We start from the raw sequence: 13,106 nt of genomic DNA, 5'->3' as shown, positions 1-13,106 counted from the left end.
AATGATGTCGAGGCGACACCGATGAACAGGTGTCGAACTCCAGGTGAACTCTTCGTTCGTCGCGCCGATCCCGTCGGCATCCCTTCTTCCTTCTCACGGAAAGCGAACGGTGGAGAGCGCAGCCCTCATCATCGTGCTGGTCATCGCGCTGGCACTGTTCTTCGATTTCACCAACGGATTCCACGACACCGCGAACGCGATGGCCACGCCCATCGCGACGGGTGCGCTGAAGCCGAAGGTCGCGGTCCTGTTGGCGGCCAGCCTCAACCTGGTCGGGGCGTTCCTGTCGACCGAGGTGGCCAAGACGATCTCGGGCGGCATGATCCGCGAGGAGCAGCTCAGTCCCGACATCTTCCCGCCCATCATCTTCGCGGGCCTCATCGGCGCGATCACGTGGAACATGCTCACGTGGCTGCTCGGCCTGCCGTCGAGCTCGTCGCACGCCCTCTTCGGCGGCCTGATCGGCGCGACTCTCGTGGGCGTCGGCGCGTCGGCGATCGACACCGGGGTGGTGCTGAGCAAGGTCATCCTCCCGGCGCTCATCGCGCCGCTCACGGCGGGGATCATCGCCTTCGTCGTGACGAAGATCGCTTACGGCGTCACCCGCCGCTACGACATGAAGGCCGACGGCCGCGACGGCTTCCGCTGGGGCCAGATCTTCACCTCGTCGCTGGTCGCGCTGGCGCACGGCACGAACGACGCGCAGAAGACCATGGGCGTCATCACCCTCGCCCTCATCACGGTCGGCTGGCAGTCGTCGGCCAACCCCGACCCGCAGCTCTGGGTCGTCTTCGCGTGCGCCCTGACGATCGCTCTCGGCACCTACATGGGCGGCTGGCGCATCATCCGCACCCTCGGCAAGGGCCTGACCGATGTGAAGCCCGCGCAGGGCTTCTCGGCCGAGACCTCGACCGCGGCGACGATCCTCGCCTCCAGCGCCCTGGGCTTCGCACTCTCGACCACCCAGGTGGCATCCGGATCCGTCATCGGCTCGGGCCTCGGCCGCCGCGGATCGACCGTGCGGTGGAACACCGTCGGTCGCATCATGATCGGCTGGGTGCTGACGCTCCCCGCCGCCGGTGCCGTCGGCGCCGCCGCGGCCCTCATCGTCGTCTGGCTGGGCGGCTGGGGCGTGGCCGTCGACGCGGTGATCGCCGTCGTCATCATCCTCGGCCTGTTCCTGCGCTCGCGTCGCGACTCGGTCACCTCGGCCAACGCGATGAGCGAGGTCGCCGACTCCGGCGCCGCGGTCAAGGTGCCGCGCAAGCCCGGCCCGACGCGTCGCCAGCGCCGTCTCGAACGCGACAAGGCCGGAAAGGACGCCTGATGCTGATCAACTGGGAAGCCTTCCTCCAGGTCTTCGTCGCGGCCATCGTGGGCGCCTCGATCGTCGTGACGTTCTACTCGCTGGGTCTGCGCCTGCTCGTGACCGGCGGGCGTCCGCCCCTGGTCTCTCCGGCGGAGTTCACGGATGCCATCACCGTGATCACCGACAAGCAGAGGCGCCGCGCCGAGAAGGCGGTGGCCAAGGCGGCCAAGAAGAATCCGCTGAGCGACGGACAGAAGCGGCTGGCGCTCGTGGGTGCCTACGCGTGCTTCGCGGTGTGCGCCGCCGCCGTGCTGGGTGCTCTGCTGCTCATCCTGTTCAACCACTGAGCGGCCGACGCCGCGGCGGCGGATGTCGGAGGCCCCTCCTAGGCTGAGGACATGGCATCCGTGCAGTTCGGTCAGCACGCGCCCGCTGCGCGCGTGATCCTCCACCTCAGCGATACGCATCTGCTGGCCGGCGACCGCCTGCTCGGCGATCGCTACGACACCGCGCGCCACCTGCGGCGCACGCTCGAGGCCGCCGAGGCGACGGGGGTGAGACCGGATGCCGTGGTGTTCACCGGCGACCTGACCGATCTCGGCGAGCCCGAGGCCTATCGGGTGCTGCGCGCCGAGGTCGAGCCGTGGGCGGAGCGCCTGGGGGCTCCCGTGGTGTGGGTCGCGGGCAACCACGACGAGCGCCCGGCCCTGCGCGAAGGTCTCCTCGACGGCGAGCCGACGCAGGAGCCGGTGACCGGCGTGTGGGACCTCGGGGGGTTGCGCCTCATCGCGCTCGACTCCACGGTGCCCGGGTGGCATCACGGCGACCTCGACGCGGCGCAGCTCGACTGGCTGCGCGCCGAACTGTCGACCCCGGCGCCGCTCGGCACGATCCTGGCGCTGCACCATCCGCCGCTGCCGTCGCACATCCCGTTCTTCGACATCCTCGAGCTGCGCGATCAGCGGGGTCTCGCAGCGGCCATCGCGGGGAGCGATGTGCGGGCGATCCTCGCCGGTCACCTGCACTACTCGACCTCCGGTACCTTCGCCGGGGTGCCGGTGAGCGTGGCCTCGGCCTCCTGCTACACGATGGATCTCGCGCGCCCCGCCGACGAGGTCAACGGGATGGATGCCGGACGCTCCTTCCACCTGGTCCACGTCTGGGACGACACGATCACGCACGCCGTCGTCCCGGTGGTCGACGACGAGGCCTCGGGCTTCTTCACCCCGGAGTGGACGGCGCGCATGGCGCAGCTCACGCCCGAGCAGCGACTCGAGGCGTTCTCGCGCAAGCGCTCGTGATGACCGGTCACGGCCGACTCGGACGACCGCTCGGCGGCGATCCGTCGGGCGTCGACAACCCCACGACCACCGGCAATAGACGTGACGGATGGTGCGGATGAGGCGACCGGCCGCCGTGTCCACCGGCCCTCACTGTCCCGCTCGTTAGGCTCGTGGCATCCCTCTTCACCATGACACCCACGAGGACCCCCACATGGCTTTGGACGCAATGACGCGCACCCGTACCGAGACCGACTCCCTCGGATCCCTCGAGATCCCCGCCGACGCGTACTGGGGAATCCACACCGCCAGAGCGCTCGAGAACTTCCCGATCGCCAAGCGACCCATCTCGGTGTACCCCGACCTCGTGCGGGCCCTGGCGATGGTCAAGCAGGCCTCGGCCCGGGCCAACCGCGAGATCGGCGTGCTCGACCACGAGAAGGCCGACCTCATCGATCGCGCTGCCCAGCGCGTGATCGACGGCGAATTCCACGACGAGTTCACCGTCGGCGTCATCCAGGGCGGTGCCGGCACCTCGACCAACATGAACGCCAACGAGGTCATCACCAACATCGCCCTCGAGATGGCCGGGCGCGAGAAGGGCGACTACGCCTTCCTGTCGCCGATCGACGACACCAACCGCAGCCAGTCCACGAACGACGTCTACCCGACCGCGATCAAGATCGGGCTCGCGCTCACTCTCCAGAGCCTGCTCGAAGAGCTCAAGCTCCTGCGTCAGTCGTTCCTGTCGAAGTCGGAGGAGTTCCACGACGTCCTCAAGGTCGGGCGTACGCAGCTGCAGGATGCCGTGCCGATGACCCTCGGTCAGGAGTTCCACGGTTTCGCGACGACGCTCGGCGAGGACTACAACCGCCTCACCGAGAACGCGTACCTGCTCTACGAGATCAACATGGGCGCGACCGCCATCGGCACCGGGATCACCGCCCACGCCGGCTATGGGGGAGCGGTGCTCAGGCACCTGCGCCAGATCACCGGCCTGGATCTCGAGACGGCGACCGACCTCGTCGAGTCGACGAGCGACACCGGTGCGTTCATGTCGTTCTCGTCGTCGCTCAAGCGCAACGCGGTCAAGCTGTCCAAGATCTGCAACGACCTGCGTCTGCTGTCGAGCGGCCCCCAGGCGGGCCTCGGCGAGATCAACCTCCCCGCACGCCAGGCGGGTTCGAGCATCATGCCGGGCAAGGTGAACCCCGTCATCCCCGAGGTGGTGAATCAGGTCGCATTCTCGGTGGTCGGCGCCGACATGACCGTCACGATGGCCGTCGAGAGCGGTCAGCTGCAGCTCAACGCCTTCGAGCCGGTCATCGCGCACTCGATCTACCAGTCGATCACGTGGATGCGGCAGGCGATGTGGACGCTCCGCGTCAACTGCGTCGACGGCATCACGGCCAACCGCGAGCGTCTGGGCGCGATGGTGGGCTCGTCGGTCGGCGTCGTCACGGCGCTGACGCCGTTCATCGGCTACGCCGCCGCGGCGGCCCTCGCCAAGACCGCGCTGCTCACGCACCGCAACGTCGCCGACCTGGTCGTCGAGGCCGGGCTCATGACGCGCGACGAGGTCATGAAGCAGATCTCTCCCGCCCGTCTCTCCGGCCTGCAGGCGGTGACGGCCGCGATCCCGATCGTGCGCGCGGCGGACAGCGTCGTCGAGGGCTGAGCGCTCGAGAACATCGAAGGGCCGGGACGCGATCGTCCCGGCCCTTCGCCGTGCGTGCAGACCTCAGTCGAGGATGCGGCAGTGAGTGGTCAGCTCGCCGATGCCGTCGATCCCGACGGTCACGGTCGAGCGGTCGCGCAGGAAGATCTGCGGGTCGCGCGAGTAACCGGCACCTCCGGGGCTGCCGGTGGAGATGAGGGTTCCGGGGAGCAGCGTCACCGACTCCGACAGCTTGTTGATGAGGGTCGCGACCGAGCGCACCATCTGGCCGGTGCTGGCATCCTGAACCGTGTGACCGTCGACGACGGTCCAGATGTGCAGGTCCTGCGGGTCGGGGATCTCGTCGGCGGTCACGACGAAGGGACCGGTGGGGGTGAAGCCGTCGAACGACTTGCAGCGCGACCACTGAGCCTCGGAGAACTGGATGTTGCGCGCGGTCACGTCGTTGACCACCGTGTAGCCCCAGACGTGATCGAGCGCGTCCTCCTCGGAGATGTCGCGGCCGGGACGCCCGATGATGACCCCGAGCTCGGCTTCGTAGTCGACGGCCTCGCTGAGCGAGCGCGGCCACGACGTGGTCTCGCCGTGCGCGGTGAGCGAGTTCGGCCACAGCACGAACACGGTCGGACCGGCGTCGGTCTTGAGACCCAGCTCGCCGGAGTGCGCGGCGTAGTTGAGGCCGACGGCGAGGATCGAGGGCGGAGCGAGCACCGCGGACGCGTACCGGATGCCGGTGAGGGGATGCCGCGGGGCGCTCGCCGCAGCGTCGCGCACGCGCGCCAGCAGGTCGTCACCGCCGGCGATGAGCTGCTCGAGGGTGCGCGGGGCACCGGCGAAGAACTCGTCGACGAACGACAACTCCTCGCCGTGGACGCTGACGAGACGGGGGGCTTCCGCCCCCTCCTGTGCACGGACGTGGGCGAAGCGCATGCCTCCACGCTACCGGGCTCGGCGCGGTGGGGGAGCCTGCAAGCCCCGGATGCCGTGTCGTCCACCACCCCTAGGCTGTGCGCATGACCTCCCCCTCGCCGCTGTCGCGGCCCGGATCCGCCGAGCCGCCCCGCATCACGACGGCTCCCCAGACGGCGGTGTCGGCGACCCCGCCCGGCTCGCGCCGCGGAGGCGTGGCGCTGTGGATCGTCGCCGTGCTGCTGGTGCCGCTCCTCGCGCTGCTGGTGCGCTACTTCACCGCGTTCCTCGGCACGGCAGCGTCGTTCATCGGGCTCGTCCTGGCCGTCATCCCCTTCGTCATCGTGTGGTTCGCCGTGCGCTACATCGACCGGTGGGAACCCGAGCCCCGTCGTCTTCTCGTCTTCGCGGTGGCGTGGGGCGCGATCGCCTCGGTCGCGATCGCTCTGGGTGTCGATCTCGTCATCACCCTCGCCGTGGGGCCCCTCCCGGGCGCCGTGAGCAGCGTCATCCAGGCGCCTCTGGTCGAGGAGGTCGCCAAGGGGCTCGGGGTGCTGTTGATCTTCGCCTTCGCCCGTCGCGCATTCGACGGTCCGGTGGACGGCATCGTCTACGGAGCGCTCATCGGGGCGGGCTTCGCGCTGACCGAGAACGTGCAGTACTTCGCGATCAGCTACCTCGAGGGCGGCCCCGCGCAGGTCGCGAGCACGTTCTTCCTGCGCGCCGTGCTCTCGCCGTTCGCCCATGTCATGTTCACGAGCCTCACGGGGTTCGCTTTCGGCCTCGCCGCGCGCCAGGGGCTGCGCGCGGGGGCCGCGCTCCGATACGGCGTCCCGGGCCTGCTGGGCGCGATCGTTCTGCACGCGCTGTGGAACGGTTCGGCCACCTTCTTCGACTTCTTCGAGGTGTACGCCGCGCTGCAGGTGCCACTGTTCGTGCTGTTCATCCTCGGCATCCTGGCTCTGCGTCGCGAGGAGTCCCGGCTGACCAGGGCCCGGCTGGGGGAATACGCCGCGGCGGGGTGGTTCACCCCTCAAGAGGTGGACATGCTGGCGACCGGCCCGGGTCGACGGTCGGCCCTGGCGTGGTCTCGGACCTTGCCGGGGGACCGCGCCGCCGTGATGAAGGGTTTCATCGCGGATGCCACGGCTCTCGCCGCCGCGAGACAGCGTTCGCTGTCGGGACGCGACCCGAACGCCCCCGCCACGGAGCGCTACCTGCTCGAGCGCACGACCGCCGCCCGCGCGGCGCTGCTCCGCCCCTGACGGGAACCGGAGAGGGGGTCTTGACAGCATCGCGGCGCGGGAGCACCATCGGTGTAGGCCAACTCAGCGCCCGGTAGACACGCAGGCATCGCCGCGGCACCGGGCGCTGAGTCTTTCTCCGGCCGGATTGTCCAGGGGGCTCGCGGGCGGCGCGTCCGTGCTTGGATGGAGTCATGACTGATCGCACCAAGCCGGAGTTCGACGCTCCCAGCGGCCCCGCCCCCTCCGACCTCGTCATCCGCGACATCACCGTCGGCGACGGCGACGAGGCGAAGCCCGGCGACACCGTCACCGTGCACTACGCCGGTGTCGAGTACGAGTCGGGTGAAGAGTTCGACTCCTCGTGGGGTCGTGGCGAGAGCATCCAGTTCCCCCTCCGCGGCCTGATCCAGGGCTGGCAGGACGGCATCCCGGGTATGAAGGTCGGCGGACGCCGCGAGCTCGTGATCCCGCCGCACCTGGCCTACGGTCCCGCCGGCGGGCACTTCCTCGGTGGAAAGACCCTCATCTTCATCATCGACCTGCTGAAGGTGGGCTGATCAGCCGTTCTTCATCGTCTGTTCACGAACCCGAGGGGGCTGCGGCCTCCTCGGGTTCGTTGTTTTGCTCGATCGTGGAATACATTCGTGTGAATGAGAGTTGGACCCCGGCAGGACGCCGGTACGGCTCCCCAGACCTTTAGGAGTGACATGACTGACACCACCGCCCTCGACATCCCCGGTTACAAGGCGGGGACCTGGGTGCTCGACCCCTCGCACAGCGAGGTCACCTTCTCGGTGCGCCACATGATGATCTCGAAGGTGCGCGGCACCTTCGGCATGAAGAGCGCCACGATCGTCGCTCCCGAGAACCCCCTCGAGGCCACCGTCGAGGCATCCGTCGACGTCACCTCGGTCGACACCAAGGACGAGGGTCGCGACCAGCACCTCCGTTCGGCGGAGTTCTTCGACGTCGAGACCTACCCGACGATGGACTTCCGCTCCACCGGTGTCCGCCTCGAGGACGGCGACTTCCTCGTCGACGGCGACCTGACCATCCGCGGCATCACCAAGCCCGCGACCTTCGCGCTCGACTTCGGCGGCTTCGGCACCGACCCGTGGGGCAACTACAAGGCCGGTGCGACCGCCAAGACCGTCATCAACCGCGAAGACTTCGGCCTCACCTGGAACGCCGCCCTCGAGACCGGTGGCGTGCTCGTCGGCAAGGACGTCACCATCGAGCTCGACCTGCAGCTCTCGCTCCAGGCGTGATCGCCCCGCAGCTGACGCTGCGGATGTGAACTCCTCGAAGGCCCCGGGTGCTCGGCATCCGGGGCCTTCATCGTGCCGGCGGAGGCGGGGGTCCGCTCAGGCGCGAGCGTGACGCCGCAGGCGGATGCGCTGCTGCACGAGCAGAATGCCCACGAACACCACCGCCGCGCCCACGGGCTCGTTCCAGGAGATGCGCTCGCCCAGGACCAGGATGCCGAGAGCCACCCCGACCACCGGGGTGATGTACGTGACGGTCGAGGCGCGGGTCGGCCCCCAGGCGCGCAGGGTGTTCTGGTTCCAGACGTAGGCGATCCCGGTGCCGAGAACGCCGAGGGCGACGATGCTCCCGACCACCGGCAGGGTCAGCTGCATCGGCTCGACCAGGATGAACGGCGACAGCAGGACCATGAACGCCGCCGCCGGACCGATGTAGCCGAACGCGAAAGCGATGCCCGAGAGGCCGGTGTCGCCGAGGAAGCGGCGCATGTACGCGAGGCTGAAGCCGTAACAGGCCGTCGCGCCCAGGAGGGCGACCTGCGCGATCGTGCTGTCGCCCACATCGGCCACGGCGCCCGGCGCGATGATCACGACGACGCCCGCGATGCCCACGGCGATGCCGATCAGCTGTCCGAGCTTCAGGCTCTCGACGCGGAAGACCGCCCACGCCATGATCGCGGTCATGATCGGCGTGGTCGCGTTGAAGATGCTCGCCAGCCCCGAGGAGACGTGCTGCTCCGCCCACGCGAACAGCAGGAACGGCACCACGCAGAAACTCAGCGACAGCACGCTCAGGTGCCCCCACACCCAGCGATTGCGGGGCAGACGCTCGCGGCGGATCGCCACGATCGCGGCCAGCGCGAGAGCGCCGAACAGCAGGCGGCCGCCGGCGACCTGCGCCGGGGTCATGCCAGTCAGGGCGATCGCGATGAAGAGGAAGCTCGAGCCCCACACGATGCCGGTGAGCACGAACTGCACGGCGATCGAGACGGGCGAGGGAGCGGAGGGGGATGCCACGGAGCCGACACTACGGCCGACCGCCGACATCGCGCGGGCCGGGCGAGTGCGACGGCCGGAATCCGCCGACGATCGGCAGCTCGGGGTCGCACGACGAGAAGGGGTGGGCCGAGAAGTCAGGGCTGAGGGTCGAGCGCGTCGTACGCGCGGAAACGCGGCGAGAACCGCACGAGGGTGCCGACGAGACCGAGGATCAGGATGCCGCCGAACAGCGGCGGCACCCACAGGGCGGCGAGGGTCGCCAGGGTGCCGGCGTAGAGGGCGCCGACGCGAGGGCCACCGGCCACCACGACGACGAAGATGCCCTGGAGGCGCCCGCGCATGGCATCCGGAACCGCCGCCTGCATCATGGTCGACCGATAGATCGCGCTGACGTTGTCGGCGGCGCCGGACACCGCCAGGACCACCGCGGCGAGGGCGATGAGGGCGACCGCCGCGTGGGTCTCGTCCACCAGGGCCGGGCGGAGCCAGCCGAGAGTGGCCGCGAGAAGCACGAGACCGAAGAGGCCGATGGACAGACCGTAGACCTGGATCGCACGTTCGATGCCGAGCCCCTGCCGGCGCACGCGCCCGATCGGGCCCGAGAACAGGCTGGAGAAGAAGGCCCCCGCGGCGACGGCCGCCGTCAGGATGCCGGTGGTGATCGCCCCGCCGCCCAGCAGCACCGCCCCGATCGCCGGGAACAGGGCCACCGGCTGCCCGAAGGTCATCGCGATGATGTCGAGGATGTACTGCAGCCGGATGTTCGGAGCCCGACGGAGGAAGCGCACGCCGTCGCGGAACGACTCGAGTCCGGGTCGGACGACCTCACCCTCGGGGCGGAGCTTCGGCAGCGACCAGAGGCCGAGGAACAGCGAGGTCATCAGGAGGACGTCGAGAGAGTAGGTCCAGGCGTAACCCGCGACGGCGACGAGCACGCCGGCCAGGGCCGGGCCCGCCATCACCATGACCCCGACGGTGACACCCTGCAATGCGGCGGCGGCGGGCAGCAGATCCCGGGGGATGAGGCGGGGGGTGATCGCGGACTTCGTCGCCATCACGATGGAGTTCGCCGCGGAGTTCACCACGCTGAGCACGAACAGCCACCCGACGGTCTCGAGACCCGTCCACGCGAGGGCGGCGAGCAGCGCGGTCGAGGCGAACGTGACCACCGCGGACAGCAGGGCGACGGTGCGTCGGTCGAAGGCGTCCGCGAGCATGCCGCCGTACAGGCCCGCCGCAACCATGGGGAGCAGCCCCGCGACCGCGATCATCGACACCGCGAACGTGCTCTGGGTCAGCTCGAACACGTGGAGCATGACGGCGACGACCGTCAGCTGGCCACCGAGGCCGGCGAGCGTCGACCCCACCCAGAGTCGCGCGAAAGCCGGCGAGGTCGTCAGGGGCCGCAGATCGATGAACGCACCGCGGGCGCCTCGGCGCGGGGGAGCGGCGGGATCGGTCTGACTCACGGCTCGAGGCTACGCCAGCCCTCCGACACCGGACGCCGCGGACCGGTGCGGTGTCGGCATCCCGATGCTGGTAGACTCATGCGGTTGCCGTTCGATCGGCCGCGGATAAAGAGAGCTCGCACATCGTGTGACGGGCGCCGCGCAATGAGAAGGAAGGGGATCCCATCTATGGCACTCGAAGCAGACGTCAAGAAGGCGATCATCGAAGAGTACGCGACGCACCCCGGTGACACCGGATCCCCCGAGGTGCAGGTCGCGATGATGACGCAGCGCATCAAGGACCTCACCGAGCACCTCAAGACCCACAAGCACGACCACCACTCGCGCCGTGGGCTCTTCCTGCTCGTCGGTCAGCGCCGCCGCCTGCTGGGTTACCTGCAGGACGTCGACATCAACCGTTACCGCTCGCTCATCGAGCGTCTCGGTCTGCGTCGCTAATCGCACCAGCGTTCTATCGCGCAAAACATTCTTGGAAGGCCGCCCCACGGTGTGGGGCGGCCTTCGTCATTCCCGGATGCCGTGGCCCCGTGGCGTCCGCTCCGCCTTCGCCAGACGGCGGCGGGGCCCCCTTCGCGAGACGGCGGCGGGTTTGCTTCCGCGATAAACGCCGCCTCGAGTGAGACACGCGCCGTTCGGGCGTGCCTCACTCGGGAGGGCGTTTATCGGTGCGGGTGGTCACGACCACGACCGGGGCGCGGCGGACGAGACTCAGGATGCCGTGCGGGCGGCGACCAGGTCGGGATGCCAGCGCTCGGCCACGTCGGGGTGGGCGCGCAGCCGCGACTTGAGGGCGTTCTCGCCGTAGGTCGCGTGGATGGGGTTGTCGGGGTCGTCCTCGACGCCGCGAGACTGGGCGGCGAGTTCGGCCGGCAGCTCGATGATCGGCAGGCGCGCGTCGAGGGCCGGGTTGAAGAAGAACGGCACCGAGATGCGCTCGTCGGGGAACCGCGGCGAGATCACCCGGTGGTTCGTCGCCCGCAGGTAGCCCTGCGTGGCGTACTCGAGCAGTTCGCCGATGTTGACCACGAAGGCGCCCGACACCGGGGGAGCGTCGACCCACTCGCCGTCGCGCTCGACCTGCAGGCCGCCCTTTCCGGGCTCGACCCACAGCAGGGTCAGCACGCCCGAGTCCTTGTGGGCGCCCACCCCTTGCTGGGGAGTGGGGTCGTCCTTGCCGGGGTAGCGGACGATCTTGATGAGGGTCTGCGGGTCGCCGAAGTGGCGGTCGAAGTACTGTTCCTCCGCGCCCAGGGCGAGGGCCCACGCGCGGAGGAGCTTGCGTGCGACGCCCGTGAGGTGGTCGTGCCACTCGGTCACGACGTCCTGCAGCTCGGGCTGCGCCGCGGGCCACAGGTTCGGGCCGACGAGACGGTTGTACCCCGGGCCGTCGGGGTCGGTCAGGGGGGCCCGCTCGGGTCCGATGTCGATCTGCTCGCGCCAGTCGACCCGGCCCTGCGTGCGCTCGCCGCCGACGCGCGTGTACCCGCGGAAGTGGGGGCTCGTGACGTTCTCGATCGAGAGCTTCTCGGCCTCGGGCAGGGCGAAGAAGTCCTTCGCCGCCCGCAGCAGCCGCGCCTCGAGATCGGCGCTCACCCCGGTGCCGGTCAGGTAGAAGAACCCGACGTCGTGGGTGGCGGCGCGCAGCTCGTCGCGAAAGCGGGCGGCGGCGTCGGGGCCCTGGTCGAGGAGCGAGAGGTCGAGAACGGGGAGGTTCAGGTCGGACATGGATCGAGGCTAGGTCGGCCCACGCGATGCCGCCCGAATGTTGCCGACGATTACCGCTCGGCGGGTGACGCCCGCGTCGAGAGGAGTGATCCCGCCGATTCCTGGTGGGAATCGTCCCGGGTATTGCGTATTGTGTAGTGGTCAGGTGAGGCTGTCCTTACCTTCCGCAGTGCCGCGGCGTCCTCACCCCCATCGTGAAAGTCGGGTCCTCCGCTCGTGCTCGCAAGCTTCTTCGCCACCTTCCTCATCGGTCTGCGTGAGGGCCTCGAGGCGGCCCTGGTCGTCGGCATCCTCGTCGCCTACCTCACGCGTCTCGACCGCCGCGACGCGCTCCCCACGCTGTGGACCGGTGTGGGACTCGCCGTCGCCCTCGCCCTCGGCGTCGGGGCGATCTTCACCTTCGGCGCGTACATGCTGACGTTCGAGGCGCAGGAGTTGCTCGGCGGCGGGCTGTCCCTGGTGGCCGTCGCGATGGTCACGTGGATGATCTTCTGGATGCAGAAGGCGGGGCGCACGCTCAAGGCGGGCCTCGAGGGCGGCCTCGACAAGGCGCTGCGCGGGGGCGTCTGGGCGCTCGTGGCCATCGGGTTCGTCTCGGTCGCGCGCGAGGGCGTCGAGACGACCCTTCTGCTGTGGTCGATGGTGCAGTCGTTCGGCGAATCGCCCGTCGCCCTGTTGGGCGCACTGCTCGGGCTGATGACGGCCGTCGTGCTCGGCTGGTTCATCGCGCGCGGCATGCTGCGCCTGAACCTCGGCCGCTTCTTCACCTGGACCGGCGGCGTCCTCGTCATCGTCGCGGCCGGTGTCCTCGCGTACGCCTTCCACGATCTGCAGGAGGCGGGAGCCCTTCCGGGACCCTTCGGAGCCGGGGCGCCGCTCGATCCCGCGACCGGTGCGGTCGCCACAGGGTGGGCCGGCTTCCCCTTCGGCTGGGCGTTCGACGTCTCCACCACCATCGCGCCCGACAGCGCGCTCGCCGTACTGCTGCAGGCGACGGTCGGCTTCATGCCGCAGATGACCTGGCTCCAGGTGATCGCCTGGGTGGTGTACATCGCCATCGTCGCGCCCCTCTTCTTCCGCGGCGTCCGCGCAAACCGCCGCCCACCGTCGACGGGTGCTGCGGCATCGGATGCCGCACCCCGCCCCACCGTCGCGGTGGAGCCGGCACGGGTCGGGTCCTCGCCCACCGCCCCGCCCGCCACCGCCACCCCGTAGACCCCCGGCA

General features: G+C 69.7%; 13 protein-coding genes. 9 read left to right on the top strand and 4 right to left on the bottom strand.

From position 1 onward, the window contains the following. Positions 1 to 109: 109 nt before the first annotated feature. From QBE02_RS05450 to QBE02_RS05435, 4 genes are all read left to right on the top strand, one after another. Positions 110 to 1,327: an inorganic phosphate transporter gene (locus QBE02_RS05450; protein ID WP_056227283.1), complete on the top strand. Its 1,218-nt coding sequence runs from the start codon at positions 110 to 112 to the stop codon at positions 1,325 to 1,327. Next, the gene (locus QBE02_RS05445; RefSeq protein WP_268103631.1) at positions 1,327 to 1,656 is read left to right on the top strand and encodes a peptidase; all 330 of its coding nucleotides are present in this window, start codon (positions 1,327 to 1,329) and stop codon (positions 1,654 to 1,656) included. Before QBE02_RS05450 ends, QBE02_RS05445 begins: the two co-directional genes overlap by 1 nt. Positions 1,657 to 1,707: 51 nt before the next feature. Beyond that, positions 1,708 to 2,610, top strand: a complete 903-nt coding sequence (locus tag QBE02_RS05440) for a phosphodiesterase (protein ID WP_279367439.1) — start codon at positions 1,708 to 1,710, stop codon at positions 2,608 to 2,610. Positions 2,611 to 2,803: 193 nt separating this feature from the next. Continuing rightward, on the top strand, positions 2,804 to 4,267 hold the full coding sequence (locus QBE02_RS05435) for an aspartate ammonia-lyase (RefSeq protein WP_056227293.1): 1,464 nt from the start codon (positions 2,804 to 2,806) through the stop codon (positions 4,265 to 4,267). Positions 4,268 to 4,330: 63 nt separating this feature from the next. Here QBE02_RS05435 and QBE02_RS05430 read toward each other — a convergent pair whose 3' ends face one another. Next, positions 4,331 to 5,197 carry a fumarylacetoacetate hydrolase family protein gene (locus QBE02_RS05430; protein WP_279367438.1) on the bottom strand — a complete coding sequence of 289 codons (867 nt, stop codon included), beginning with the start codon at positions 5,195 to 5,197 and terminating at the stop codon, positions 4,331 to 4,333. Between the two features lie 83 nt (positions 5,198 to 5,280). Here QBE02_RS05430 and QBE02_RS05425 point away from each other — a divergent pair, with 83 nt between their 5' ends. The 3 genes from QBE02_RS05425 (at position 5,281) to QBE02_RS05415 (ending at position 7,691) form a co-directional block, all read left to right on the top strand. After that, entirely contained in the window at positions 5,281 to 6,441 is a 1,161-nt protein-coding gene (locus QBE02_RS05425) for a PrsW family intramembrane metalloprotease (protein ID WP_279367437.1), read from the top strand. Positions 6,442 to 6,614: 173 nt separating this feature from the next. Further along, the gene (locus tag QBE02_RS05420) at positions 6,615 to 6,980 is read left to right on the top strand and encodes an FKBP-type peptidyl-prolyl cis-trans isomerase (RefSeq protein ID WP_268103636.1); all 366 of its coding nucleotides are present in this window, start codon (positions 6,615 to 6,617) and stop codon (positions 6,978 to 6,980) included. A 150-nt stretch (positions 6,981 to 7,130) separates the two neighbouring features. Further along, a complete protein-coding gene (locus tag QBE02_RS05415; RefSeq protein ID WP_056227302.1) occupies positions 7,131 to 7,691 on the top strand; it encodes a YceI family protein in 561 nt (186 codons plus the stop codon). 96 nt (positions 7,692 to 7,787) lie between these two features. Here QBE02_RS05415 and QBE02_RS05410 read toward each other — a convergent pair whose 3' ends face one another. Further along, entirely contained in the window at positions 7,788 to 8,705 is a 918-nt protein-coding gene (locus QBE02_RS05410; protein WP_279367436.1) for a DMT family transporter, read from the bottom strand. Positions 8,706 to 8,821: 116 nt separating this feature from the next. Then, positions 8,822 to 10,156 (bottom strand): MFS transporter, encoded by a 1,335-nt coding sequence (locus QBE02_RS05405; RefSeq protein WP_279367435.1) that lies wholly within the window; start codon positions 10,154 to 10,156, stop codon positions 8,822 to 8,824. A 168-nt stretch (positions 10,157 to 10,324) separates the two neighbouring features. Here QBE02_RS05405 and rpsO point away from each other — a divergent pair, with 168 nt between their 5' ends. Beyond that, the gene (gene rpsO, locus QBE02_RS05400) at positions 10,325 to 10,594 is read left to right on the top strand and encodes a 30S ribosomal protein S15 (RefSeq protein ID WP_056227311.1); all 270 of its coding nucleotides are present in this window, start codon (positions 10,325 to 10,327) and stop codon (positions 10,592 to 10,594) included. A gap of 270 nt (positions 10,595 to 10,864) precedes the next feature. Here rpsO and QBE02_RS05395 read toward each other — a convergent pair whose 3' ends face one another. Beyond that, positions 10,865 to 11,881, bottom strand: coding sequence for an isopenicillin N synthase family dioxygenase (locus QBE02_RS05395; RefSeq protein WP_279367434.1), 1,017 nt, complete (start codon positions 11,879 to 11,881; stop codon positions 10,865 to 10,867). A gap of 216 nt (positions 11,882 to 12,097) precedes the next feature. Between QBE02_RS05395 and efeU the strand changes: the two genes are divergently transcribed. Beyond that, the gene (efeU, locus tag QBE02_RS05390) at positions 12,098 to 13,096 is read left to right on the top strand and encodes an iron uptake transporter permease EfeU (RefSeq protein ID WP_279367433.1); all 999 of its coding nucleotides are present in this window, start codon (positions 12,098 to 12,100) and stop codon (positions 13,094 to 13,096) included. The last annotated feature ends 10 nt before the right edge of the window (positions 13,097 to 13,106 follow it).

This window comes from Microbacterium testaceum (assembly GCF_029761935.1).
GTDB lineage: Bacteria > Actinomycetota > Actinomycetes > Actinomycetales > Microbacteriaceae > Microbacterium > Microbacterium testaceum_A.
Note: the sequence above shows the minus strand (reverse complement) of the source record. Positions and strands in the feature narration are given on the sequence as shown.